At 67.6% G+C, this 24,828-nt stretch carries 27 protein-coding genes; 15 read left to right on the top strand and 12 right to left on the bottom strand.

Going from position 1 to position 24,828, the window contains the following annotated elements; translation table 11 throughout:
• Positions 1–139: 139 nt before the first annotated feature.
• The gene (locus BN1313_RS12575) at positions 140–1,597 is read right to left on the bottom strand and encodes a DEAD/DEAH box helicase (protein WP_091741200.1); all 1,458 of its coding nucleotides are present in this window, start codon (positions 1,595–1,597) and stop codon (positions 140–142) included.
• Between the two features lie 270 nt (positions 1,598–1,867).
• Here BN1313_RS12575 and mutT point away from each other — a divergent pair, with 270 nt between their 5' ends.
• Positions 1,868–2,275 carry an 8-oxo-dGTP diphosphatase MutT gene (mutT, locus tag BN1313_RS12570; protein ID WP_176696003.1) on the top strand — a complete coding sequence of 136 codons (408 nt, stop codon included), beginning with the start codon at positions 1,868–1,870 and terminating at the stop codon, positions 2,273–2,275.
• 3 nt (positions 2,276–2,278) lie between these two features.
• Here mutT and BN1313_RS12565 read toward each other — a convergent pair whose 3' ends face one another.
• Both BN1313_RS12565 and BN1313_RS12560 read right to left on the bottom strand, forming a co-directional pair.
• Entirely contained in the window at positions 2,279–3,877 is a 1,599-nt protein-coding gene (locus BN1313_RS12565) for an amidohydrolase (RefSeq protein ID WP_245620192.1), read from the bottom strand.
• A 68-nt stretch (positions 3,878–3,945) separates the two neighbouring features.
• The gene (locus tag BN1313_RS12560; RefSeq protein ID WP_091741197.1) at positions 3,946–4,872 is read right to left on the bottom strand and encodes an alpha/beta fold hydrolase; all 927 of its coding nucleotides are present in this window, start codon (positions 4,870–4,872) and stop codon (positions 3,946–3,948) included.
• A 164-nt stretch (positions 4,873–5,036) separates the two neighbouring features.
• On the opposite strand from BN1313_RS12560, the gene BN1313_RS12555 reads away from it, so the two are divergent.
• Together BN1313_RS12555 and BN1313_RS12550 are read left to right on the top strand one after the other, a co-directional pair.
• Complete coding sequence (locus BN1313_RS12555; protein WP_091741194.1) at positions 5,037–6,239, top strand: patatin-like phospholipase family protein; 1,203 nt, start codon at positions 5,037–5,039, stop codon at positions 6,237–6,239.
• Between the two features lie 2 nt (positions 6,240–6,241).
• Complete coding sequence (locus BN1313_RS12550) at positions 6,242–7,024, top strand: 3-hydroxybutyrate dehydrogenase (RefSeq protein ID WP_091741191.1); 783 nt, start codon at positions 6,242–6,244, stop codon at positions 7,022–7,024.
• Between the two features lie 8 nt (positions 7,025–7,032).
• On the opposite strand, the gene BN1313_RS12545 is transcribed toward BN1313_RS12550, so the two are convergent.
• Positions 7,033–7,851 carry a methyltransferase domain-containing protein gene (locus BN1313_RS12545; protein ID WP_091741188.1) on the bottom strand — a complete coding sequence of 273 codons (819 nt, stop codon included), beginning with the start codon at positions 7,849–7,851 and terminating at the stop codon, positions 7,033–7,035.
• On the opposite strand from BN1313_RS12545, the gene BN1313_RS12540 reads away from it, so the two are divergent.
• The 7 genes from BN1313_RS12540 (at position 7,850) to clpB (ending at position 16,383) form a co-directional block, all read left to right on the top strand.
• Positions 7,850–8,626, top strand: a complete 777-nt coding sequence (locus tag BN1313_RS12540; RefSeq protein ID WP_091741185.1) for a ComF family protein — start codon at positions 7,850–7,852, stop codon at positions 8,624–8,626. The two genes, BN1313_RS12545 and BN1313_RS12540, sit on opposite strands and share 2 nt — an antisense overlap.
• 47 nt (positions 8,627–8,673) lie before the next feature.
• Positions 8,674–8,934: a glutaredoxin 3 gene (gene grxC / locus BN1313_RS12535; protein WP_091741182.1), complete on the top strand. Its 261-nt coding sequence runs from the start codon at positions 8,674–8,676 to the stop codon at positions 8,932–8,934.
• Between the two features lie 17 nt (positions 8,935–8,951).
• Positions 8,952–9,779 carry a carbon-nitrogen hydrolase family protein gene (locus BN1313_RS12530; protein WP_091741179.1) on the top strand — a complete coding sequence of 276 codons (828 nt, stop codon included), beginning with the start codon at positions 8,952–8,954 and terminating at the stop codon, positions 9,777–9,779.
• Positions 9,776–10,210: a DUF1178 family protein gene (locus tag BN1313_RS12525; RefSeq protein WP_091741176.1), complete on the top strand. Its 435-nt coding sequence runs from the start codon at positions 9,776–9,778 to the stop codon at positions 10,208–10,210. The genes BN1313_RS12530 and BN1313_RS12525 overlap by 4 nt, the downstream gene beginning before the upstream one ends.
• Positions 10,211–10,272: 62 nt before the next feature.
• Positions 10,273–12,183, top strand: coding sequence for an alpha/beta hydrolase family protein (locus BN1313_RS12520; RefSeq protein ID WP_245620191.1), 1,911 nt, complete (start codon positions 10,273–10,275; stop codon positions 12,181–12,183).
• A gap of 100 nt (positions 12,184–12,283) precedes the next feature.
• Positions 12,284–13,696 (top strand): M20/M25/M40 family metallo-hydrolase, encoded by a 1,413-nt coding sequence (locus tag BN1313_RS12515; protein ID WP_245620190.1) that lies wholly within the window; start codon positions 12,284–12,286, stop codon positions 13,694–13,696.
• A gap of 104 nt (positions 13,697–13,800) precedes the next feature.
• Complete coding sequence (gene clpB, locus BN1313_RS12510; RefSeq protein ID WP_091741173.1) at positions 13,801–16,383, top strand: ATP-dependent chaperone ClpB; 2,583 nt, start codon at positions 13,801–13,803, stop codon at positions 16,381–16,383.
• Between the two features lie 42 nt (positions 16,384–16,425).
• On the opposite strand, the gene BN1313_RS12505 is transcribed toward clpB, so the two are convergent.
• The 6 genes from BN1313_RS12505 to arfB form a co-directional block, all read right to left on the bottom strand.
• Entirely contained in the window at positions 16,426–16,827 is a 402-nt protein-coding gene (locus tag BN1313_RS12505; protein WP_091741170.1) for a hypothetical protein, read from the bottom strand.
• An 85-nt stretch (positions 16,828–16,912) separates the two neighbouring features.
• Complete coding sequence (locus BN1313_RS12500) at positions 16,913–17,170, bottom strand: hypothetical protein (protein ID WP_091741167.1); 258 nt, start codon at positions 17,168–17,170, stop codon at positions 16,913–16,915.
• 91 nt (positions 17,171–17,261) lie between these two features.
• A complete protein-coding gene (locus BN1313_RS12495; RefSeq protein ID WP_245620189.1) occupies positions 17,262–17,774 on the bottom strand; it encodes a hypothetical protein in 513 nt (170 codons plus the stop codon).
• 101 nt (positions 17,775–17,875) lie between these two features.
• A complete protein-coding gene (locus BN1313_RS12490) occupies positions 17,876–18,490 on the bottom strand; it encodes an FMN-binding negative transcriptional regulator (protein ID WP_091741162.1) in 615 nt (204 codons plus the stop codon).
• Entirely contained in the window at positions 18,477–18,926 is a 450-nt protein-coding gene (locus tag BN1313_RS12485; protein WP_091741159.1) for a GNAT family N-acetyltransferase, read from the bottom strand. The genes BN1313_RS12490 and BN1313_RS12485 overlap by 14 nt, the downstream gene beginning before the upstream one ends.
• A gap of 11 nt (positions 18,927–18,937) precedes the next feature.
• Positions 18,938–19,363 carry an alternative ribosome rescue aminoacyl-tRNA hydrolase ArfB gene (arfB, locus tag BN1313_RS12480; protein WP_091741156.1) on the bottom strand — a complete coding sequence of 142 codons (426 nt, stop codon included), beginning with the start codon at positions 19,361–19,363 and terminating at the stop codon, positions 18,938–18,940.
• A 139-nt stretch (positions 19,364–19,502) separates the two neighbouring features.
• Here arfB and ilvC point away from each other — a divergent pair, with 139 nt between their 5' ends.
• Together ilvC and BN1313_RS12470 are read left to right on the top strand one after the other, a co-directional pair.
• A complete protein-coding gene (gene ilvC, locus BN1313_RS12475; RefSeq protein ID WP_091741153.1) occupies positions 19,503–20,522 on the top strand; it encodes a ketol-acid reductoisomerase in 1,020 nt (339 codons plus the stop codon).
• 72 nt (positions 20,523–20,594) lie between these two features.
• Complete coding sequence (locus tag BN1313_RS12470; protein ID WP_091741151.1) at positions 20,595–20,873, top strand: GNAT family N-acetyltransferase; 279 nt, start codon at positions 20,595–20,597, stop codon at positions 20,871–20,873.
• 31 nt (positions 20,874–20,904) lie between these two features.
• On the opposite strand, the gene BN1313_RS12465 is transcribed toward BN1313_RS12470, so the two are convergent.
• Positions 20,905–21,093 carry a hypothetical protein gene (locus BN1313_RS12465; RefSeq protein ID WP_091741148.1) on the bottom strand — a complete coding sequence of 63 codons (189 nt, stop codon included), beginning with the start codon at positions 21,091–21,093 and terminating at the stop codon, positions 20,905–20,907.
• A gap of 7 nt (positions 21,094–21,100) precedes the next feature.
• Positions 21,101–21,844, bottom strand: a complete 744-nt coding sequence (locus tag BN1313_RS12460; RefSeq protein WP_091741145.1) for a tRNA1(Val) (adenine(37)-N6)-methyltransferase — start codon at positions 21,842–21,844, stop codon at positions 21,101–21,103.
• Positions 21,845–22,019: 175 nt separating this feature from the next.
• On the opposite strand from BN1313_RS12460, the gene BN1313_RS12455 reads away from it, so the two are divergent.
• The 3 genes from BN1313_RS12455 (at position 22,020) to BN1313_RS12445 (ending at position 24,772) form a co-directional block, all read left to right on the top strand.
• Positions 22,020–22,955, top strand: a complete 936-nt coding sequence (locus tag BN1313_RS12455; RefSeq protein ID WP_091742688.1) for a polyprenyl synthetase family protein — start codon at positions 22,020–22,022, stop codon at positions 22,953–22,955.
• 2 nt (positions 22,956–22,957) lie between these two features.
• A complete protein-coding gene (locus BN1313_RS12450) occupies positions 22,958–23,767 on the top strand; it encodes an aminoglycoside 3'-phosphotransferase (RefSeq protein ID WP_091741142.1) in 810 nt (269 codons plus the stop codon).
• A 72-nt stretch (positions 23,768–23,839) separates the two neighbouring features.
• A complete protein-coding gene (locus BN1313_RS12445; RefSeq protein WP_091741139.1) occupies positions 23,840–24,772 on the top strand; it encodes an iron-containing redox enzyme family protein in 933 nt (310 codons plus the stop codon).
• Positions 24,773–24,828: the final 56 nt, after the last annotated feature.

The raw sequence follows: 24,828 nt of genomic DNA, 5'->3' as shown, positions 1-24,828 counted from the left end.
CCGAGCAAGCTGCCCACGGCGCTTACCCAATAAGGTCGTCATCCTCGGGCTTGTCCCGAGGATCCATGATCTCCACCCCAACGCAGAAGAGCGCGGCGTCGCCGCCGCGCTCTTCCACTGTCTCGAAGGTCGGTGAGGCCTAGCGGTTCGACCAGACGCCCGTGCGGCCCGCGGGTTTCGCCGCGCCGCCGCGGCCTGGGCCCTTGAAGGCGGCCTTGGCGGCGGCTTGCAGGCCGGCGGGGCGGGCGGGTTCGCTCCGGATGGCGTCCGTCTTGGGCGTGTAGCCCTTGCTCGAAGCTTCACGCACCGGCGCGCCCTCGTGACGATGGCCGTTCTGGCCGCCGCCGCCGTGATTGCGGTTGCGGTTCTGCGGCGGACGGGCGTTGCGCTGGCCGCGCGTGTCGGGCCGCTCGGCCTTGACGCCAGCCGGCTCAGGCATGACGGCGGTGGCCGCGCCCAGCTGCTTGTCGTTGCGACGATCGAAGGAGGGGATGCGCTGGCGCGTCACCTTCTCGATGTCCTTCAGCAGGTTGCGCTCATCATCGGCGCAGAAGGCCACGGCCGAGCCGTCGGCGCCGGCGCGCGCGGTCCGGCCGATCCGGTGGACGTAGGCCTCCGGCACATTCGGCAACTCGAACTGGACGACGTGGCTGACCGCATCGATGTCGATGCCGCGGGCGGCGATGTCGGTGGCGACCAGGGCGCGCACGGCGCCCTTCTTGAACTCGGCGAGCGCCCGTTCGCGTTGGCCCTGGCTCTTGTCGCCGTGGATCGCGGCGGCCTCGACGCCCACCTGCTCCAGGCTCTTGGCCACGCGGTCGGCGCCGCGCTTGGTGCGAGTGAAGACGATGACGCGCTTGAAGCTGGCGTCATCGAACAGTTCCGCCAGCAGGGCCCGCTTGCGGGCGCCTTCAACAAACAGGACCTTCTGGTTGATCCGCTCGACCGTGGTGGCCTGCGGCGTCACCGAGACCTTCAGCGGGTTCGGGTTCAGGATGTCGACGGTCAGCTTCTCGATCTCGCTCGGCATGGTGGCCGAGAAGAACAGGTTCTGGCGCATCTTCGGCAGGAACTTCACGATCTTCCGGATCGGCAGGATGAAGCCCATGTCGAGCATCTGGTCGGCCTCATCGAGGACGAAGGTCTCGACGCCTTGCAGGGTGATCGACTTTTCGCCGAGGTGGTCGAGCAGGCGGCCAGGCGTGGCCACCAGCACGTCGACGCCGCCGGCGAGCGCACGCATCTGGCCGCCGTACTTCACGCCGCCGAAAACGACGGCGACGCTGACGCCGATTTGCTTGCCATAGGACTTGAAGCTTTCGCCGATCTGGGTGGCGAGTTCGCGGGTGGGCGACAGCACCAGGACGCGGCACCCGCGGCGCGGCGCCGGGACGCGGTTCTCGGCCAGGCGATGCAGGATGGGAAGCGCGAAGGCGGCGGTCTTGCCGGTGCCCGTCTGGGCGATGCCCAGCAGGTCGCGGCCGGACATGACGCCGGGAATGGCTTGCGCCTGGATGGGGGTAGGGGTGGTGTAGCCTTCGTCAGCCAGGGCCTTGAGCAGGGGCTTGGCGAGGCCAAGATCAGTAAACTGGGTCAAAACTCGTCTCATCGATATGCGCCGAGCGCGCCCAGCCGTCATGACGGGGGCGCGAGGTCGCGGGACTTTGGGGAAGCGCCCCGCGTGATGGGCGAATCTATGCGGTCAGGGCGCTCGACAGGCTGAGCCTCGATGAAGAGGCCCCACGCGGCTGGAGCGCCGATATCGCCCGAATGAACGAGCGCGAGACGGCAGATCGACCTTTTGGCCCGCAATGTCAACCGCAGGGGCGGATATTGCCTTTTGGCCACGCTCGGTCGAAGAGCGCGTATGAGCGAAAAGCGAATGCTTCTGGTGGCCGCGGCCGCCCTGGTGGACATCGACGGTCGCGTGCTGATCTGCCAGCGGCCGGAGGGCAAGGCGCTGGCGGGCCTATGGGAATTTCCCGGCGGCAAGGTCGAGCCGGGCGAAAGCCCCGAGGCCTGCATCATCCGCGAGCTGGAGGAGGAGTTGGGCATCCGCGTCGCCCAGGCCTGCCTCGCCCCTTTCGTGTTCGCCAGCCACGCCTACGAGGATTTCCACCTGCTCATGCCGCTCTACCTTTGCCGCAAGTGGGAAGGGCAGGTCACCGCCCGCGAGCACGCCGGCCTCGCCTGGGTCAAGCCCAACCGCCTTGACGATTACCCCATGCCTCCGGCCGACGCGCCGCTCGTCGCGTGGCTGCGTGACCTGCTCTGAAGCCTACTTCGCCTTCGGCCCGAGTTCGGGGAACTTCACCCCCAGCTGGTCGAGATAAGTCGGATACTTCGCGGGATCATAGTAGAGCTTGCGCATCCCGGGCCGGTACAGGGCCATGATGTCCGCGTTCTGCTCGATCTTCGGCGTGTCGGTCGGGCCGATCAGCGGCTGGTACTTTTCGTCCTTCAGGGTCTCAGTCTCGAAGTAGGCCTTGGTCTGTGCGAGGAGCTTCGCGTCGGTCAGCAGGTCCAGGGCGGTCATGGCCACGGCTTCGGCGCCGGCCACCACGCCTTTGTGCGCGATCGGCGTCGCCATGGAGATGGCGTTCGACCAGTTGTGGCCGGGGAGTCCCGGGATGTTCGACGGGTAGCGGATGACGATGGTCGGCGCGATCCAGGAGATGTCGCCGATGTCGTCCGACCCACCGCTGATGGGAGGGGACGGCGGCGGCTCGATGGGCTTCAACTTCGTCGCCAGCCCCTCTTCCTTCGCGCCCACCAGCTTCTGCACAGCCTTGGCGAAAGTCTGTTCGTCCGCCGTCCAAATAGGCAGGCCGACCTTGTCCATATTGGCCTGGGCAGCTTCCGCCATCGGTCGGTTGAAGTTGCGCGGGGCGGCGGCGCCCAGAACCCGGCGAGTCACCGTGGTGTCCGTCATCATCGCCGCGGCCTCAGCGATCTTGTTGCCGATCTCGTAGTTCTTGCGGATGTTGGCGAAGTCGATCTCGCGGAAATAGTACCAGACCGACGCCTTCGACGGCACGACGTTGGGCTGGTCGCCGCCATCGACGATCACATAATGCGACCGCTGCTCGGGGCGCAGGTGCTCGCGGCGCATGTTCCAGCCGATGTTCATCAGCTCGACCGCGTCCAGGGCGCTCTTGCCACGCCACGGCGCGGCGGCCGAATGGGCGGATTCCCCTGAGAAGCTATACTCCACCGAGATCACGCCGGTGCCGCGGGCGAGGCCCCAGGTGGTGTCCAGATTGTCGCCGACATGGGTGAAGATCACGGCGTCCACGCCCTTGAAGACCCCGTCGCGCACCATGAAGGCCTTGGCGCCCAGGAGCTCCTCGGCCACGCCCGGCCACATCACCAGGGTCCCGGGGATCTTGTCCCGGACCATGATGTCCTTCAGGGCCAGGGCGGCGACGATGTTCACCGCCTGGCCGGAGTTATGGCCCTCGCCGTGCCCTGGCGCGCCCTCGATCATCGGCTTGCGGTAGGCGACCCCAGGGGTCTGCGAGGCTTTCGGAATGCCGTCGATGTCGCTGCCGAAGGCGATCACCGGGCCCGCCCCGGCCGGCGACACCCACCGCGCAACCCAGGCGGTCGGCATGCCTGACGTCCCGCGCTCGACCTTGAAGCCGTTCTTTTCGAGGAGGGCCGTGAGGTACTTGGAGGTCTCGATCTCCTGGTAGCCCAGCTCGCCAAAGCTGAAGACCTGGTCGGTGATCACCTGCGCCAGCTTCGCCCGGCTCTTCACCAGATCGACCGTCTGTTGCTTCTGCGCCTCGGGCGCCTGCGCTGCGGCAGCGCTCGCCATAACGCTCAGGGCGGCGAAAGCGAGCAGGCTTCTGCGCAGCGATTTCGACAAGGTCACCATCATCTCCCCCAAAGGCCGCGTCATCCCGGATGCCTCGCAGAGACATCCGGGACCGGGAGCCAACCCTAGAGCAGGTAGCTACGCAGCGCCTCGACGTATTCGTCGGGGCTTTCCCACATCGGCCAGTGGCCGCAGTCCTTGAACTCGTAGAACTTCGCGCCGATCAGGTCGGCGCCATACTCCCCGTAGTCCGGACCCCGCTGCGGATTGTAGGTGCCGTAGACAACTAAGGTGTCCTTGACCTTCCACTTCGCCTTCACCTCTTCCTCGGTCCACGGCTTGGCCGCTTCACGCGGATCGGCGCCGTCGACCCCGAAGACGCGGCGCAGCGAAGCGTTGACCTCCGGCTCGGACCAGATCTTCATCCGCATGCGGATCATCTCGTCGTTCATGTCGTCGTTGTCGTGGACCAGCCACCACAGGCGCTTCTGAACATTCTCATAGGAGGGATCGAGCACTGCGGCGCGCGAGAGCTCATAGAGGTCGCCCTTGAACGGCTGCTTCTTCCATTCGGTGCGCTTGGTCGCGACGCGGCCATAGCCATTGAGGATCAGCTTATCCAGGCTCTCCGGATAGAGCATGCCGATCTCGAAGCCGATCGACGCCCCCATGGATTCACCTTCGTAGATCGCCTTTTCGTAGCCGAGCGCGTGGATCAGATCGACGTAGGCCGCCGCCTGCAGGGCGGTGCGGTTGGCCGGATCCCACGGTTCCTTCGAGGAATAGCCGTGGTAGAGCGCGTCCACCGCGAACACGCGGAAGTCGCGGGAAAGAGCGGGCAGCACCCGGGCGTAGGGCTCCGCATAGCCGCCGACGCCATGGTACAAGAACAGGGGCGGGGCTTCGGGATCACCCTTCTCGATGACGCGGTGAGTCCAGCGCTCGCCCTTCACGAACCGGGTCTGACTGCCCGCCAGCTCGGTGGCGATAGAGCCCCACGCCGCCTGCGGCCGCTCGTTCACGGGGTTCTTCAGCTTGAGATGTTCGGCCATGGCGTTCCTTCCCTGGATGCGACTTGTTGTTTTTGCGGTTCGCGCCGGTCGCAGGCGCCAATGCAGAATTGGTAACCGGGCGCGTCAAGCTCAGCAATGCCTGCATCTGACATCAAGTCGCCCTATAGATGATGCACCGCAACATCGCGGATGGAGAGTGCAGCATGACCAACAGCCCGGCCGCTGCGCCGGAGCCGGCGAAGGCGACCCACACCGCCTTCGAAAGCATCGTGCTCCTGCTCCAGGGCGGCGGTGCTCTGGGCGCCTATCAGGCGGGGGTTTACGAAGCTCTGCTGGAAGCTGACGTTGAGCCGACCTGGGTGGCCGGCATCTCCATCGGCGCGGTGAATGCGGCGATCATCGCCGGCAATCCCCATCACAAGCGCCTCGAACGTCTGCGCGACTTCTGGGAGCTGGTGACGACGCCGCAGGACGCCGGCTGGGCGGGTCTGTGGAGCGGCTGGGCGCGCAGCGATGCGGCGCGTGGTTGGCTGGGGCAGCTCTCGGCTGGCGAGATTCTGGCCCGCGGCGTGCCGGGGTTCTTCACGCCCCGTGTGCCGCCGCCGATGATGCGCATGGCCGGCAGCCCGGGAGCGGCCAGCTGGTATGACACGGCCGCCCTCAGGCCGACGCTGGAGCGGCTCGTGGATTTCGATCGTATCAACGACCGGCAGATGCGCTTCAGCATCGGCGCAGTGAACGTCGCCAGCGGCAATTTCGCCTACTTCGACAACAGGACCGACATCATCGGGCCCGAGCACGTGATGGCCAGCGGCGCCCTGCCGCCAGCCTTCGACGCGGTGGAGGTGGACGGCGAGCACTACTGGGACGGGGGATTGGTTTCGAACACGCCGCTCGATTGGGTGCTGTCGGCACGCTCAGACCTCGACACCCTGATCTTCCAGCTCGACCTGTGGAGCGCGCGCGGCGCGCGCCCCCGCGACCTGGCTGAGGTCGCCGTCCGCATGAAAGAGGTGCAGTATTCCAGTCGCACCCGCGCGGCCACCGACGCCTTCCGCAGGACCCAGCGCCTGCGGGCCGCCTTCAACGAACTGCTCGCCCAGATGCCGCCGGAGCTGGCGGCCACACCCCAGGCGCAGCTGTTGGCCAGGGCCTCGGACCCGGCGGTCTACAACATCGTCCAGTTGGTCTACCGCTCGGCGACCTACGAAGGGCAAGCCAAGGATTATGAGTTCTCCCGTCGATCCATGGAGGAACACTGGGCCGCCGGGCTGCGCGACGCGCGCCGCACCTTGTCCCATCCCGAGGTGCTCACTTTGCCCAGCGCGGCGCACGCCGTGAACGTCTATGACTTCACCACGCCCGGGGCGCACAACCCCGCGCCAGACCCCCTGGAAAAGGACTGATCATGACCCTGCAAGACAAGGTCGCCCTCGTCACGGGCGCGGCCAGCGGCATCGGCAAGGATATCGCCAAGGCCTTCCTGGCCGAAGGGGCCAAGGTCGCCATCGCCGACCTGAACCTGACGGCGGCCGAGGCTACAGCCCGGGAATTCGATCCCTCCGGCGAGCGCGCCATGGCCGTGGCGATGGACGTGACCGACGAGGGCCAGGTCGACGCGGGCGTAGAGGCCGTCGCCGCCAAGCTCGGTGGAATCGACATCCTGGTCTCGAACGCGGGCATCCAGATCGTCGGCCCCCTGGAGGACTACAAATTCTCCGACTGGAAGAAGCTGCTCGCCATCCACCTCGACGGCGCCTTCCTGACGACGCGGGCCTGCCTGAAGCACATGTACGCCCAGGGCCGTGGCGGCAGCATCATCTACATGGGTTCGGTGCATTCCAAGGAGGCGTCGCTCCTCAAGGCGCCCTACGTCACCGCCAAACATGGCCTGGAGGGCCTGGCCAAGGTGGTCGCCAAGGAAGGCGCCGCCCACGGCGTGCGCTCAAACGTCATCTGCCCGGGCTTTGTCCGCACGCCCTTGGTTGAGAAGCAGATCCCCGAACAGGCCCAGGCGCTGGGCATCAGCGAGGCCGACGTCATCTCCAAGGTGATGCTGAAGGATACGGTGGACGGCGAGTTCACGACCGTCGACGACGTCGCCCGCACCGCTGTCTTCTTCGCTGGCTTCCCCACCAACGCCCTCACCGGCCAGTCCATCGTCGTCAGCCACGGCTGGTACATGCAGTAGGCCCGGCCTTACGCCCACCCCGTCAGCGTCAGGATCTCGAAGGTCGCCGGAATGCGGCCGTCGGGTCCGGCGTGGGCTTCGGCGTAACGCCCGGCTACGTCGCCGATCAGTTCGCGGGTCAGGCCGCGAGGGTGCCGCTCGGTGAGCGCATTGGTCTCGCCCATCGCCCGCAGGTCGGCGAACAGCCGTAAGGGATGTTCGTAGCGCACGCTCACCCGGTCGATGTCGCAGACCGGATCCGAAAAGCCCGCCCGTTGGAGCAGCTCGGCCCCGTCCTGAGCGCTGGCGAAGGGCGAGATGCGGGTCCCCGCCCCGCCCCAGGCGGCGACCTCGGCCTCGGTGAAGGCCTGGCGCAGCTCGGTCAGGGTGGCGCCGCCGAGAATGGCGCCGATGAAAACGCCCCCAGGCCTCAGCGCGCGCCGCGCCTGGATCAGCGCGCCCACCACGTCATTGGCCCAGTGCAGCGCCAACGTCGAGACCACGAGGTCGAGGCTCCCCGCCGCGAAGGGCAGGGCCTCGTCGTCCAGCACGACCCGGGCGCCGCCGCGGCCCGCCAGCATGGCGGGCGAGGCGTCAGCCTCGATCAGCAGCGCCACCTTTCCAGGCGCCGCGGCTTCCAGCGCCTCGGCCAGCGCGCCGCGCCGCGCCGACAGATCGACGCCCACCGGGAAGTCGCGCATGATCGCGGCGATCCGGTCGGCGATGTCCTCAGCCGCGCGGCGATGCAGGAAATCGGCGTCCGCGAAGCGGGCGGCGGCCCGGTCCAGTCGGCGCCGGCGCAGGCGTCGGTCGAAGAGGGCGGGCGGAAGGTTTGGGGGGGTCGGCATGGGCGCGGAAGATGGCCGTTTCGCCGTCGAAATCAAACAGCCCTCTGCGGCCGCCCTGCGGCTGCGCGGTCTGTGGCGCGGGGCGCTGGACCTGATCTTTCCGACCCAGGCCCTCGACGACGGCGGGCAGACCCTGGGCGGCGGCCTTTCAGGGGACGCCTGGACCCGTATCGTCTTCCTTGACGGACCGGTCTGCGACGGCTGTGGAACGCCCTTCGAGTTCGATCCCGGCGTGCGCTGCGCCGCCTGTCTCGCCCGCCCCCGCGCCTTCGACGCCGCCCGCGCGGCCTGCCTCTACGATGAGGTGTCGCGCGAGCCGATCCTCAAGCTGAAGCACGGCGACCGGCTGGATCTCGCGCCCATGCTCGCCGCGTGGCTGGCCCGCGCCGCCCATGAGTTGATCGCCGAGGCCGACCTGATCGTGCCTGTGCCCCTTCACCGAGGCCGCCTGTTCCGGCGCCGCTACAACCAGGCCTGCGAACTCGCCCGGCCGCTCGCCGCGCGCGCCGGCGTGCGCCTGGCGCCTGACGCGCTGATCCGCCGCCGGGCCACCGACAGCCAACAAGGCAAGTCGGGCGAGGCCCGCAAACGCAACCTCGCCGGCGCCTTCGCCGTGCCGCCCCGCCGGGCGCGGCAGGTGGCCGGCCGTCGCGTTCTGCTGATCGATGACGTCATGACCACAGGGGCGACGCTCGAGGGCTGCGCGCGGGCGCTCAAGGCGGCCGGGGCGGCTCGGGTTGACGCCGCGGTCGTGGCGCGGGTTAAAGAACGCTGACGGTACGCCTATATCGACAGGCCACGACAACCACTCGGAAAAGCCCGATGCCCCAGGTCACTATCTACACTCGGCCCTATTGCCCCTACTGCAGCCGCGCCAAGGAACTGCTCGAGGGCAAGGGCGTCGCCTACACCGAGATCGAAGCTGGCTCCGATCCTGAGAAGAAGGCCGAGATGGTCCAGCGTTCGGGCGGTCGCACGACCTTCCCGCAAATCTTCGTCGGCGATCGCCACCTGGGCGGTTGCGACGATGTCGTGGCCCTCGACCGCGCTGGCGAACTCGATCCGATCCTGCAGGCGGCCTGAATTCGCCACCGCCATCGATGAAGATCGCCCTCGTCCAGACCCGCACGCCGGCGACGCACGCCGCGGCGCTCGCCCATGTGACGCCGCTGGTGCGCGAGGCCGCCGCCGGTGGCGCGGTCTTCATCGCGACGCCTGAGGGAACCAACATCTTGCAGAAGGACCGCGAGGTCCTGCAGCCGCAGTTGCTAACCCTGGAACGCGATCCCGTGGTCGGGGGCCTGCGCGACCTCGCCCGCGAGCTTGGCGTCTGGCTGTTGATCGGTTCAGCCTTGGTGCTACGCGAGGACGGCAAGGCCGCCAATCGCTCGACCCTGGTCACGCCAGCGGGCGCCATCGCGGCGACCTACGACAAGTTGCACATGTTCGATGTCACCTTGCCCGGCGGCGAGACCTCGCGGGAGTCGGCCGCCTACGAGGCCGGCGAGAAGGCTGTCGCCATCGTAGCGGATGACCTCCGACTTGGCCTCACCGTTTGCTACGACGTTCGCTTCGCTGCGCTTTACCGCGCCCTGGCGCTGGCGGGCGCGGAGGTTCTGACCGTGCCCTCGGCCTTTACCCGCACCACCGGCGCCGCCCACTGGCACATCCTGCTGCGCGCCCGCGCGATTGAGACCGGCAGCTTCATCCTCGCCCCCGCCCAGGGCGGCTTCCATGAGGACGGCCGCGGCACCTATGGTCACTCGCTGGTCGTCTCGCCGTGGGGCGAGATCCTGGGCGAGCTTGACCACGACCAACCTGGCGTCCTCTTCGCCGATCTCGATCTGTCGGCTTCGGCGAAGGCGCGCGCGGCGATCCCGGCTCTGGTCAATGCGCGGGCCTTCAGCGCCCCCACGGCCCTGGCATGATCCGCTACGCCCTGGTCTGCGAACACGACCACGAATTCGAAGGCTGGTTCGGCAAGTCCGCTGATTTCGACGACCAGCAGGCCCGCGGCCTGGTCGAATGCCCGGTCTGCGCCAGCCGCGCCGTACGCAAGCAGATCATGGCGCCCGCGGTCGCTGGCACTAAGCGACAGCGCGGCGTCGGCGCCGACCAGCCGCTCACGCGCGCCATGATGATGGAGACCATGCGCAAGCTGCGCGAGCACGTCATCGACACCTTCGATGACGTCGGCGACGGCTTCGCCGACGAGGCCCGGGCCATCCACGAGGGTCGCGCCGACCAGCGCGGCATCTATGGCCAGGCTACGAGCGAGGAGGTCCGCGACCTCGTTGAAGACGGCGTACCCATCGCGCCGATGCCGCCCGAACCGGTGAAGAAGAACGACCTCAACTAACTTGATCGGCGAAGCTTCGCCGGGTTTGATATGCCCGCTGTTCGGTAGACGCGGGGGCGGTCGTGAGGTTTTGTTTTGGGCGCCTGTTCGCCGGGTTGTGCGCCGCCGTCGCCCTTTCATGCGCCGCCGCCGCCGCGCCGCTTGAGGTCTACGGACGGCTCCCGCGGATCGAAGACGTCGCCATGGCCCCGGATGGCGCCCATCTGGCGCTGACCGTGACCAACGGCGAGGCCCGGGAGGTCGTCGTTCAGCAGATCGCCGACATGAAGATCGTCAAGCGGATGCCCGTCGGCGAGACGAAGCTTCGCGATCTGACCTGGGGCAGTCCCAACCACCTGATCATCACCTGGTCCCGCACGGGCACGGCCGGCGGCGTCATCGCCCCGCGGCAGGAATGGCCGATGGCTCTGGTGGTCGACGTCAAGAACGACCGCGCGCGCTCGCTGATGGAGGGCGTCAACGGGATGAACGTCATCTACCGCTCACCGGACATCCGGGTCCTCGACGGCAAGCCCTACGCCTTCGTCAACGGCGTGTCTTTTCCGGGCAGCCAGGGCGTGCTGACGGTCTTCAGGATTGACCTGAACAATGTGCGTCAGACCCGGGTCACCTTCGCGGGCAGCTTGGGGACCCGCAATGTCGTGGTGGATGAAGCCGGGGAAGCGGTCGCTGAGTCGGTTTATGACGACCGCGCCGGGCGCTGGCGGCTTCGCCTCAAGTCGTCTGACATCTGGACCGAGGTCCTGGTCGTCGATGCGCCGATCGATGGTCCCTCCCTCCTCGGCATGGGCCGCGACGGCGCGAGCGTCCTGGTCAGCACCGACACCGAGGACGGCGCCGAGGTGCGCGAGGTCGCCTTGAAGGACGGCGCGCAGTCCGCCGCGCTTGCGAAGGACGCCACCAGCTTTATCCACGATCCGGTGTCACGCCGGCTGATCGGCTTTGTCCATACGATCGATGGCGCGCCGGCCTACACCTTCTTCGATCCTGCCGATCAAAGGCTGTGGCGCGGAGTCGCCGCCGCTTTCCCCGGCGACCTCGTGCGCATGATCTCCTGGAGCAATGATCGCACCCAGGTCGTGGTGCGGGTGGATTCGCCCAAGGATGGACCGGCCTACGCCCTGGTCGATCGCAACAAGCACACCGCGGTCTGGCTCGGTCCAGAGTATCGCGACCTGACGCCCAGCGACGTGGCCGAGAAGCGGACGGTCAGTTTCAAGGCGGCCGACGGCCTGGCCTTAGCGGGCTACCTCACCCTGCCGCGCGGCCGCGCCGAGAAGGCGCTCCCGCTGGTGGTCTTTCCTCATGGGGGCCCGGCTGTGCGCGACATGCCGGGGTTCGACTGGTGGGCTCAGGCCATGGCGTCGCGCGGCTACGCGGTGCTGCAGGTCAACTATCGCGGGTCTGACGGCGTGACGCGGTCCCTGCTCGAGGCGGGGTACGGCCAATGGGGCCGCAAAATGCAGACCGACCTCTCCGACGGGGTGCGCTACTTGGCGGGGCAGGGCGTCATCGATCCTAAGCGGGTCTGTATTGTCGGCGCCAGTTACGGCGGCTACGCGGCTCTGGCCGGCGCGACCCTCGACCGCGGGGTCTATCGCTGCGCCGCCTCCGTCGCAGGCCCTGCGGATCTTAAGCGGATGGTCGGCGCCTACCGCGTCCGTCGCGCGCAACGCTACTGGACCAGGTTCATGGGCGCCGATGACGCGAAAGACCCCGACCTCTCCAAGATCTCGCCTTCCGAGCACGCAGGCGAGGTCGAAATCCCTCTGCTCATGATCCACGGTCGGGACGACACGGTGGTGCCGCTTGAGCAGAGCCAGATCATGGCCCGCGCGCTTGAGAAGGCCGGCAAGCCCTCAGAACTCGTCGTTCTCCCCGGCGAAGACCACTGGCTGACCACTGGGACCACGCGCCAGGCGATGCTCACCTCGGTCGTGACTTTCCTTGAGAAGCACAATCCGCCCCACTGACGGACCTGCGTGCGCCGCCCAGGTCGCGAAGCCGTAGACGGCGCGGCCGGTTCGGACCTAGCCTTGGGTCCGGAACCGGAACCGGAAACGAGGGACGAAGGTGGCTGACAAGAGACTGGGCGCGCTCGCCCTGACTGCGGCGCTGGCGGTCGCGGCCCCCGCCGCGGCGCAGCCGGCCTATCCGGGGCAGGCGGCGTTCCGCGCGCTCTACCAGGAGCTCGTCGAGATCAACACGACGCTCAGCGCCGGCTCCTGCACCGCCGCCTCCGAGGCCATGGCCGCGCGCCTGAAGGCCGCCGGCTATCCCGACGTCGATGTGAAGATCTACGTCCCCGCCGACCGCCCCAGGGATGGCAATCTTGTCGCGATCCTGCCGGGATCCAACAAGGCCGCCAAGCCGATCCTTCTGCTGGCCCACCTCGACGTGGTCGAAGCCAAGCGTGAGGATTGGGTTCGCGATCCCTTCAAGCTGGTGGAGGAGGGCGGCTACTTCTACGCCCGCGGCGCCGCTGACGACAAAGCCATGGCCGCGGCCTTCACCGACGCGCTTGTCCGCTACCGTCAGGAGGGCTTCAAACCTAAGCGGGCGATCAAGCTGGCGCTGACCTGCGGCGAGGAGACGCCCGACACGTTCAACGGCGTTGAATGGCTCCTCAGGGAACATCCCGGCGTGCTCGACGCCGAGTTCGCCCTGAATGAGGGCGCCGGTGGCCGGATCGAGAACGGCAAGCGCCTCTTCGTCGGCATGCAGGCCGGGGAGAAAGTCTACCAGAACTACCAATTGGAGGTGACCAACCCGGGCGGCCACTCTTCGCGGCCGGTCAAGGACAACGCCATCTATCGGCTCGCCGCGGCCCTCACGAAGATCGGCGCCTTCGACTTCCCCGTCGCCATCAACGAGGCGACCAAGCTCTACTTCGATCGCATGGGCGCGCTGCAGGGCGGGCCCATGGGCGAAGCGATGCGTGCGGTCGCCGCCGCGCCGGCGGCGCCGCCGAACGCTGCGCTCCAGGCGGTGGCCAGCGATCCCAGCTACAACGCCATGATGCGCACAACTTGCGTGGCGACGCTTGTCTCCGCCGGCCACGCCGACAACGCCCTGCCGCAGCGCGCCGGCGCCAATGTGAACTGCCGCATCCTCCCGGGCGAAAGCGTCGATCAAATCCTGGCGACCCTCACCGGCGTGATCGCCGATCCACAGGTGAAGGTCACGCCCAGCGGCAAGTTGAGCCCGGTCTCGCCGCCGCCGGCCCTGACGGCGCGCGTCCTTGGGCCGGCCACGGCCGTCGCCGAGGAGATGTATCCTGGCGTGCCGATCATTCCGGCCATGTCCACCGGTGCGACCGACAGCCGCTTTCTCCTGCCCGCAGGCGTTCCCGGATACGGGTTGTCAGGCATGGGCGGCGAGCCGGACGGCGGCGGAGTCCATGGATTGAACGAACGCATCCGCGTCGACACGCTCTACGAAGGTCGCGAATTTCTCTACCGGGTGGTCAAGCTCTACGCGCGATAGGGTCGCACGGCCTTGTGTGGCTGATCTGCCACACTACATCCGGTCGGTCGGCCGGGATGCTCATGGGAGGTCCCGGCCACGCTCCGCCTAACGAAGGGGAACCGATGAACATCGATGTCTATTCCGACCGCGCCAAGCAGGCGATCCAGTCGGCCCAAAGCCTGGCCTTGGCGCGCCGCCATCAGCAGCTCGCGCCCGCCCATATCCTCAAGGTCCTGTTGGAAGAGCAGGACGGCCTGTCCCGCGCCCTGATCCAGAGCGCCGGTGGCAAACCGGACGTCGCCGACCAGGCCGCCGAGACCCTGCTCGCCAAGACGCCGCGCGTCGAGGGCGGGTCCGGCCAGCTCTATATGAACCCTGACGCCGCCCGCGTTTTCGCTGAGGCCGAGAACGCCGCAAAGGCCGCGGGCGACGCCTTCGTCACGACTGAGCGGCTGCTCATCGCGCTCGCCAAGGACGGCGGCGAGGCCGCCCAGGCCCTGAAAACCGCCGGCGTGAACCCGAAGTCGCTCGAGGACGCCGCCCAGGCCCTACGTAAGGGCCGCACGGCCGACTCAGCTTCGGCCGAGGAGGGCTATGACGCGCTGAAGCGTTACGCCCGCGACCTCACTCAAGCCGCCCGCGACGGCAAGCTCGACCCGGTCATCGGCCGCGACGAGGAGATCCGCCGCACCATCCAGGTCCTGAGTCGGCGCACCAAGAACAACCCCGTCCTCATCGGCGAACCGGGCGTCGGCAAGACCGCCATCGTCGAAGGCCTCGCGTTGCGCATCGTCAACGGCGACGTGCCTGAGAGCCTGAAGGACAAGCAGCTCCACTCCCTCGACATGGGCTCGCTCATCGCCGGCGCGAAGTATCGCGGTGAGTTCGAAGAGCGGCTGAAGGCGGTTCTCAACGAGGTCACCGCCGCCGAAGGCTCGATCATCCTGTTCATCGACGAGATGCACACCCTGGTCGGCGCCGGGAAGTCGGATGGCGCGATGGACGCCTCCAATCTCTTGAAGCCCGCGCTGGCCCGCGGCGAGCTGCACTGCGTTGGCGCGACCACGCTCGATGAATACCGCAAGCACGTGGAGAAGGACGCTGCGCTGGCGCGGCGCTTCCAGCCCGTCTTCGTCTCCGAACCGACAGTGGAGGACACCATCTCCATCCTGCGGGGCCTGAAGGAGAAGTATGAGGTCCACCACGGCGTGCGTATCTCCGATAGCGCCATCGTCGCCGCCGCCACGCTCTCGAACCGCTACATCACCGACCGATTTCTGCCGGACAAGGCCATCGACCTGATCGACGAGGCCGGCAGCCGCGTGCGCATGGCGGTCGATTCGAAGCCCGAAGAACTCGACGAGATCGACCGCCGGATTGTCCAGCTGAAGATCGAGCGCGAGGCCCTCACGCGGGAAACCGACCAGGCTTCCAAGGCGCGCCTCGAAAAGCTCGACGACGAGTTGATCGATCTGGAAGCCCAGTCCGAGGACATGACCACGACCTGGCGGTCCGAGAAGGACAAAGTCTCCTCCGCCGCCCAGGCGCGCGAAGCGCTCGACCGACTGCGCGCCGAACTCGTCGCCGCCCAGCGCCGCGGTGATCTGCAGCGCGCTTCCGAGATCGCCTATGGCGAGATTCCGTCCCTCGAGAAACGCCTGGAGGAAGCCGACGCCTTGGCCGCGGAGAACGCCCAGAACCCCGAGACTGTCGACGCCGAGCAGATCGCCGCCGTCGTCTCCCGCTGGACCGGCGTGCCTGTCGAAAAGATGTTGGAAGGCGAACGCGAGAAGCTCCTCGCCATGGAAGACGCGCTCCGCGGTCGTGTGGTTGGTCAGGAGGAGGCGCTCCTGGCCGTCTCAGACGCCGTTCGTCGCGCCCGCGCCGGCCTGCAGGATCCGAACCGGCCGATCGGTTCGTTCCTGTTCCTGGGGCCCACCGGGGTCGGCAAGACCGAGCTCACCAAGGCGCTAGCCGAATTCATGTTCGCCGACGAGCACGCCATCACGCGCCTCGACATGAGCGAGTACATGGAGAAACACGCCGTCAGCCGCATGATCGGCGCGCCTCCCGGCTACGTCGGCTACGACGAGGGCGGGGCGCTGACCGAGGCGGTGCGCCGCCGCCCCTACCAGGTCCTGCTGTTCGACGAGGTGGAGAAGGCCCACCCCGATGTCTTCAACATCCTGCTGCAGGTGCTGGACGATGGCCGCCTGACCGATGGCCAGGGCCGCACGGTCGATTTCCGCAACACCTTGATCATCATGACCTCCAACCTCGGCTCCGAACATCTCGCCGCCCTGCCGGACGATGCGGATGTTGAGGCCGCGCGTCCGCTGGTCATGGACGTCGTTCGTCATCATTTCCGGCCGGAGTTCCTCAACCGGATCGACGAAGTGATCCTCTTCAAGCGTCTTGGTCGGGCGGAGATGGACGGCGTGGTCCGCATCCAGCTCGAGCGGGTGGAGAAGCTCCTGGCTGATCGGCGCATGTCGATCACTCTGGACAGCGCCGCCCTGCACTGGCTGGGCGACAAGGGCTACGACCCCGCCTATGGCGCCCGTCCGCTCAAGCGCGTGATCCAGAAGGACCTCGTCGATCCCATCGCCCGCAAGCTGCTCGCCGGCGATCTCGAAGACGGCGCTGTCATCGATGTCACCGCCTCTGACGAGGGCCTGAAGATCGGTCGCGCCCGGGTGCACTAAGGAAAACGCCCGCCAGGTGACTGGCGGGCGTTCTCTTTTTGCTTAGCGGCAGACCCGCCGGACCACGGTGCGGCCCCAGTAGGGATCCCAGATCCGCTGGTTGAAGCAGCGCACGCGGTAGGGACGGTCGTAGTAGCCGCCGCCATCGTAGTAGCCGTAGCCGCCATCATATCCGTAGCCGCCGCCATAGTATCCGCGGTTGCCCTGGGCCACAGCTGAGCCGATCAGAGCGCCGGCGGCCAGGGCTGCGAGCGCGCCGTCATTGTTGCGACGCCCATAATAGCGATTGTGGTAACGACCATTGTCCCAGCGACCGCCATTCCAGGCGCGGCCGCCATAGCCATCGCGATAGTAGTAGCCAGGCTGGGCCTGGGCGACCTCGGCGGCGCCGATACCGGCGGCGAGCGTCATGCCGGCAAGTGCGGCGGTCAGAAACTTCTTCATCTATTCGCCTCGTAGAACGGGGCGTCCCTCTCGGTCATCCTAACGCGGGCCGGGACCCCCGGGTTTCCCAAAATGCAGCTTGGGATCAGATGTCGCAGCGCCGTTCCAAAACGGCGGGGCTGCGCACGGCGGCGGTGCGGTTGGCCTGATCGGCCAGGCAGTCAGCGATGCGGCGCGCCTGGAGGGAATAGCCTTGGCCGATTCTTTCGGCAGGGGCGGTGTAGCTCGCCTGCACGGCGAAGCGCTCCACGGACGGCGCGCGCGCCGTGCGTTGCGGCTCGGCGTGGGCCATGGCGGCTCCGGCCAGGGTGGCGATCGCGGTGGCGATGATCAACGTGCGCATCGATGTTGCTCCTGTTGAAAGAGACAACGCCGTCATCGCCCGGTGGTTCTAGTGAAGCTTATCGCTTCCTTAATGAATTCGCCGGCCGCCGCTAAAGTTCAGATGTGGCGATCCGGCCGCCGCGGGTCATGACCCGTCGCATTAGGGCCAGGTTGGGCCCGGCGCCCGGCGTCACCGGCTTGGCGAGCGTGATGACGAACCAGACGCCGTCTGGCAGGCCGGCGAAGCTGAACCGATCGCCTTCGCAAGTCGCGCGGCGGATGAAGGCCGAATAGTCGCCGGCTGGCGCTGACGGCGTGCGCGCCCGGACTTCGTCGGCGGGCAGGGCGGAGCGATCGGCCGAACCATAGAGCGCCACCATCCGACGCCGCGACCACGGCGTCTCCGGCGTCAGCAGCACGCTCGCGCCATGGCAGGTATAGCTGACCGAACGCGGCGCCAGCCGGCCGACGATGCTGTTGGGGCCAGGCACCGCCGACCACGAGAAGTCCTCGGTGCTAAATTCGGCGGTCCCCATCGGCGGGGGCGGGGGCGGGCCAAGCGTCGGCGCGCAGCCAACCAGCCCGGCGAGGGCGATCAGAATGAGGGCGGTTTTGCGGAACATCATCGTCAACGTGGAGGCTGAAGGCGCGCCATTCCGCGCCGGGCGTCACCATAGGGCGCTCAGGCGCTGACGCAAATTCTGTGTGCGCCAGAAATGTTTGGTTAGAATTCCAGACGCCGCATCGCCGCCGCCAGCGCCGCGCCGCCCTCCCTGCCTTCCAGGCCCTCGATCACGCCCCGCTGGTCCGCCGCGGATCGGTTCTGTGACAGCTTGCGCTTGGCCTCGACGCGGCTGATCCGGATCTCGACGCCGATCACCCCACGGACCAAAGCCTGCACATAGTCCGCGGGCGCGTCGTTCACCTGCCAGGGTTCGGCGCGCTCCGCTTCGAACCGCGCGGTCAGTTCGGTGACATTGTCGATGATCCACGCCGCCTCGTCGCGCCAGGCCAGCGCGCCATAGACGTGGACCGCTTCATAGTTCCAGGTCGGCACAACCCGCGGATCGGCCGCCTTGCTCGGATACCAGCTCGGGCTGACATAGCCGTCCGGACCCTGGAAGATCGCCAGCGCCTCGCCCTCGATGGCCAGCCGCGTATGCGGATTGCCCCGCGCCACATGCCCTCGCAGAGTCCCCGTCGCAGCGTCGTAGATCATCGGCAAATGGGTGGCGTAGAGGCCCGCGGGGCCCCCTGTCGTCAGGATCGCCAGCTGCGCGTGGCGCAGCAACGCGACCACTTCCTCGGTTGCGACGGCGAAATGATCAGGGACGTACATTGCTGGCCCCCCATTGATACAGGACGTCCGGCTCTCGTTCTTCATTGTCCGCGCCGTCGGTCATCTCGATATTTTCGAAGCCCATCGCTTCGTAGAAGGCCCGCGCGCCCGCGTTGGCTTGAAAGGTCCAAGCCTTCAGCTCTGGCTGCGCCGCCTTAGCCATCTCGATGAGCGCGGAGCCACAGCCGCGCCGCTGATGGCCTGGGTCGACATGCAGCTGCATTATCCAACCAGGTCTTAGCCCGATGAACCCGACCATCGCTCCATGTTCGAACACGCCGATCAGGTCGCATTCCACGAACATGCGCTGCCGGTAGAACCAACGATCTTCTTCAGGCGTGTGGAATTTATCAATGTGAGGCACGGCGCTGGCGAGCGCAGCGCGATGGATTCGGGCAGCCGCGTCCATGTCCGCCAGTGCGAGTGCGCGCAGCATCCGACCGTCTCCTACTCTTCTCGTCCGGGCCGGCCGCGCAGCGACTTCACGCCGGCTCGCTTCGACTTGCCGTCGAGCCGCTTCAGCTTCGAGGCGTAGGTCGGCTTGGTTTTTTTCCGCGGCGGGGGCGGGGGCTTGGCCGCCTCGCGGATCAGGGCGATCAGGCGGTCCAAGGCGTCGGCCCGGTTGAGCATCTGCGATCGGTGGTTCTCGGCGAGCAACACCAGGACCCCATCTTGCGTCAGCCGCGAGCCCGCCAGTTTGTAGAGTCTCGCCCGCACCGGCTCCGGCAGAGCCGGCGATCCACGCACGTCAAAGCGCAGCTCCACGGCGGTGGAGGTCTTGTTCACATGCTGGCCGCCAGGGCCGGAGGCGCGGACAAACCGGGCCTGGACCTCGTCATCGGCCAGAGTGATGGCGGGCGTTACCTCAATCATTGCGGGTTCGGCCTGCCATGGATCGGCGCCGCCTTCGAGCCTTCCCTTGACCTTTGGGCAAAAAACCGCTGTGAAGCGCCCGCTTCACCGCCACGCCTTGCGCAAGGCCCGGCGGCCCTTTCTGTTCAGGAGAACAATCATGCGCGTCTATTACGATCGCGACGCTGACATTTCCCGCATCCTGGACAAGAAGATCGCCATCGTAGGCTACGGCTCCCAGGGCCGCGCCCACGCGCTCAACCTTCGCGACTCCGGCGTGCAGAACGTCGCCATCGCCCTTCGTCCGGATTCGGCCACCGCCAAGAAGGTGGAAGCCGACGGCCTGACCGTCATGACCGTGCCGGAGGCCGCCCAATGGGCCGACGCCATCATGATCCTGGCGCCGGACGAACTGCAGCGCGGCATCTACAACAACGAGATCGCCCCGAACCTGCGCGACGGTACGGCCGTCCTGTTCGCCCACGGCCTGAACGTGCACTTCAACCTGATCGAGCCGGCGCCCGGCATCGACGTTCTGATGATCGCGCCCAAGGGCCCTGGTCACACGGTGCGCGGTGAATATCAAAAGGGCGGCGGCGTGCCCTGCCTGATCGCCATCCACCAGAACGCCACGGGCAACGCCCATGACTTCGGCCTGGCCTACGCCTCGGCCATCGGCGGCGGCCGCTCGGGCGTCATCGAGACCACCTTCCGCGAGGAATGCGAAACCGACCTGTTCGGCGAGCAGGTGGTCCTCTGCGGCGGCCTGGTCGAGCTGATCCGCGCGGGCTTCGAAACCCTGGTCGAGGCCGGTTACGCGCCGGAAATGGCCTATTTCGAGTGCCTGCATGAAGTGAAGCTCATTGTGGATCTGATCTACGAAGGCGGCATCGCCAACATGAACTACTCGATCTCGAACACGGCCGAGTATGGCGAGTACGTCACCGGCCCGCGGATCGTCACCTCGGAGACCAAGGCCGAGATGAAGAAGGTGCTCGACGACATTCAGTCGGGCCGCTTCACCCGCGACTGGATGAATGAGAACGCCGTCGGCGCCCCGTCCTTCAAGGCCACCCGCCGCCGCGCCGGCGAGCACGAGATCGAAGCCGTGGGCGAACGTCTGCGCGCCATGATGCCCTGGATCACCAAGGGCAAGCTGGTCGACACCGCGCGCAATTGATCGCGCGCTAGTCTGGACTTACCGAAGGCCCGGCGCGCAAGCTCCGGGCCTTCTTCATTTCCGGAGTCATCCATGGACATCGTCCGCAACGAGGCCGCCAACCGCTTTGAAGTTGCTGTCGGCGACGACGTCGCCTTCGCCGAATACAGGCTTGAGCCGGGCGCGGTCGTCTTTCCCCACACGGTCGTGCCTGAGGCCTTTTCAGGCCAGGGTGTCGCCGGCAAGCTGGCCGAGAGCGCGCTCGCCTGGGCCCGCGCCGAAGGTCTGGCGGTCAAGCCGACCTGCAGCTTTTTCGCCGGCTACATAAAGCGCCACGCCGAACATCAGGACCTCCTGGCCGAGGGCTTTTGAAACCTCTCCGGAGGCATTCGCAGGCCTGGGCCTAGTCCTCGAGCCCCAGCACCTTGACGATATGGGCGTCGCCCTCGGCCGCGCTCATGTCTTCGAACTGCGCCCAGCTCATGATGCAGCGCCGCTTGCCGCGATTGATGCCCAAGCCGTCGCCGTCGATGTCGATCGTCGCGATCTGTTCGTAGCGCTGGACGAGGGTCTGAAGGTCGAGAACGGTCATGGCGTGATCATAACCAGCCGACGCCGGCCTCGCCACGCAGGATCGCTTCGACCTCCGCCCGATGTTTCGCACCGCCGCGGTCATGCAGGACTAGCGCAGGCAGAAGCGCGAGCGGCGCCTTGCCGGTCTTGATCGCCCGCACCAGCACCCGCTTGGCCGGCTCATCAGCGAAAGGCTGGATCGGGCGGATCTGAAACGACCCGCATTTGTCCGCGGCGAGCAGCGCCAGGAGGTCGGCCAACCGGTCAGCCCGGTGGATGATCGTCACGCTTCCGCCCTCCCGCACCGCCTTCGTGAGGAACCTCGTCCAGGCGGCCAAACCGGCGTCCGCCATCCAGGCGCCGCGCCGTTCCGGCGCGGGCCCGCGCAAGGCTTGCGGGTCGTCGAAGAAGGGCGGATTGCTCATCGCCGCGTCGAAGGCCGGAAGCCGCAGGGCCGAGAATCGCGCGGCGACATCGCCGCTGATCGCGCTTACCCGCGCGCTCAGGCCGTTCAGCGCGATATTCTCCTGCGCCAGGCCCAGGGCGTCCGCATCGCGCTCGACGCCCAGGAAGTGCGCCTCCGGCCGCCGTACCGCCGCCGTCAGCAACGCTGCGCCGACGCCGCAGCCGGCTTCGATCACCCTTTGCATCGGCTTGGCGTCGCAGGCTGCGGCCAGCAGGGCGGCGTCCAGTCCTGCCCGATAGCCACGCGCAGGCTGCCGCAGACGCAGCCGTCCGTCCAGCAGACCGTTTTCCGTGACGTCGTCCATTCCCGTATCCGCCCGACCCCTATAAAACCCTCGCGGGTGGGGCACCCTAAGCTCCCCTACCACGGCGCCTCGCGCGCCGCAGTGATCAGGAGTGGGCCGCCGCGTGACCGAGACAGCAACCGTCGCCGAAAAGCCGGTGTCCCTCGACCACCTGCAGACCCTCGCCGCCAAGGACATGGCTGGCGTCGACGCCCTGATCCGCCACCATATGCGGTCTGAAGTCCCGGTGATCCCGGCGCTGGCCGACCATTTGATCGCCGGCTCGGCCAAGCGATTGCGCCCGCTGCTGACCGTGGCCGCCGCCCGGCTGTCCGACGCCAGCGATGATTCCTGCCTCAAGCTCGCCGCCGCAGTCGAGTTCATCCACACCGCTACGCTGCTCCACGACGACGTGGTCGATTCCTCAGAGTTGCGCCGCGGCCGGGTCGCCGCCCACCTGATCTGGGGGGCGCCCTCCAGTGTCCTGGTCGGCGATTTCCTGTTCGCCCGCGCCTTCGAACTGATGGTCGACGCGGGTTCCATGGCGGCGCTCGAGATTCTCGCCCGCGCCAGCCGCGTGATCGCCGAAGGCGAGGTCCTGCAACTCACCCGCGCCCACGACATCCACCTGACCATCGACGTCTATCTCGAGATCATCCGCGCCAAGACCGCCGAACTCTTCGCCGCCTCCGCCGAGGCCGGCGCCGTCTCCGCCGGCGCCGAAGCCAGCCGCGCCCAGGCGCTGCGCCAATATGGCCAGGACCTGGGCCTGGCCTTCCAACTGATCGATGACGCGCTCGACTACTCCAGCGACTCCCAGACCCTGGGCAAGAACACCGGCGACGATTTCCGCGAAGGCAAGGTCACCTTGCCGCTGCTGTTGGCCATGGCGGCCTCCGGACCCTCTGAACAGGGCTTCTGGGACCGCACCGTCGACCGCCGTGAGCAGGTGGACGGTGATCTGGAGCATGCGGTCGCCCTGATGCGCAGCACCGGCGCCCTGGCGGGAACCCTGGCCCACGCCCGCGCCTACGCTGACAGCGCCAAGGTCGCCCTGGCCGACTTCGCCCCAGGCGGCTGGCGCCAGGCCCTGGAAGATCTCGCCGACTTCGCGGTCGCTCGACGTTCCTGATCATGAGCGCGCCGCCCCTTGCCGGCGCGCCGCCTGCCGACGTCGCCGTCCCGGCCGCTGTGCGCCGGCTCGCGGGCGACCGTGCGCTGCGCCCCGTCTGGCTGAACGGGCAGGGCGGCCTCACCTTCGAAGTCCTCGGCGAGCCCTCCAGCTTTGTGAAGTTCGTCCCGGCGAACAGCGGCGGGTCCCTGGCGACCGAGGCCGCCAAGCTCGCCTGGGCCAATCCCCATGCGCCTTCGCCTCGCGTCCTCGCGTTTGGTCACGACGAGACCGGCGAGTGGCTGGAGACCGCGGCGATGGCAGGCCTCAACGCCGTGGACGAACGCTGGCGTCAGGATCTCGCTCCGGTCATCGCTGCGGTGGGGCGTGGCCTGCGCGCCCTGCACGACGCTCTGCCTGTCGCGGACTGCCCGTACAGCTGGATGGCCGAGGCTCGCCGCGAGGCCGTACGCCATCGCGCGGCGGCTGGCTTGATCATCCCCGCCGACTGGCGACCCGAATTGCGTCACCTCAGTCTCGATGAGGCGCTGGCGATCATCGAGGACATCCCACCGATCGATCGCCTTGTCGTTTGCCACGGCGACGCCTGCGCGCCCAACACCCTGATCGGCGCTACCGGCGGGTGGGTCGGCCACGTCGACTTCGGCGCCCTTGGCCTCGCCGATCGCTGGGCCGACGTAGCGATCTGCGCCTGGAGTCTGGACTGGAACTTCGGCCCCGGCTGGGACGCTGCCTTCTACGCCGCCTATGGCGTTGATCCGGACCCGGATCGGATCGCCTACTATCGGCTCCTATGGGCGCTGGAAGGGTGAGCGCTAAACAAGGTTAGCCATAGGAACCAAGCCCTTACGGACGCGCTTCTTGCGGTCCGGAGGGACTTCTCAATGCTAGCTGGTCAAAATCTCGCGCGTGTCGGTGAGTTTACGCCCGAATTCCCTGACGCCGAATCCCTGCACATCGGTCTCGCGCGCTGGAATCGGCGGCGCCTGGCCGTCTCCGCGCCGCACGACACATGGCGCGCCGAGCTCTACGACAATTTCCGCATGGCCCGTCTGGAAGGCGACTTCGTCGAAGCCTTCCGCGGCCGGATCGCCCATCAGATCGCCCACGTCCCGACCGACGTCGCCGGCTTCATCGCCTGGTTCGAGGCCCTGAAGGACGCCGGCCCCGGCCAATGGGACCCGCTGTTCGACTGGCTGGCCTCCTCCGCGGACCTCGAGCAGATGAAGTGGTTCCTGACTCAGGAAGCCGCCGGCGAGGCGGGCTTCGACGACCTCGTCGCCATGACCCAGGTGAAGCTGCCGGCCCGCCCGAAACTCGAACTCGCGCGGAACTACTGGGACGAGATGGGCCGCGGCGCCGAAGGCGGCATGCACGGCCCTATGCTTGACCGCACCGTCGAGGGCCTGGGTCTGAAACCGTCCATCGAAGGCACCGCCTGGCAGTCGCTTTGCCTCGCCAATCTGTTGACGGCGTTCGCCGCCACCCGCCGCTACGCCTACCAGTCGATCGGCGCATTAGGCGTGGTCGAACTCACCGCCCCGACCCGCGTCGCCCTCGTCGCCGAAGGCCTGGCTCGCCTGGGCGTCGCGCCCGCGCACCGGAAGTATTTCCAGCTGCACGCCCAGCTCGACGTCGAGCACAGCCGCGCCTGGAACGCCGAGGCGCTCACGCCCCTGGTCCAAGCTGATCCGACCTGCGCGCCCCTCATCGCCGAGGGCGCGCTGATGCGCCTGATCTGCGGCGAACAGTGCTTCGAAACCTACCGCGCCCACCTCTGGGCCCACCACCATCCCCTGGTCTACGCGGCCGAGTAGGGCGCAAACGAAAAGCGCCGCCCGGAGAGGCGGCGCTCATCACTCGGCGGCCTCGA

The sequence above is a fragment of the Phenylobacterium immobile (ATCC 35973) genome (assembly GCF_001375595.1).
Classification (GTDB): domain Bacteria; phylum Pseudomonadota; class Alphaproteobacteria; order Caulobacterales; family Caulobacteraceae; genus Phenylobacterium; species Phenylobacterium immobile.
The sequence above is the reverse complement of the archived record's forward strand: the minus strand, read 5'-3'. Positions and strand labels throughout refer to the sequence as shown.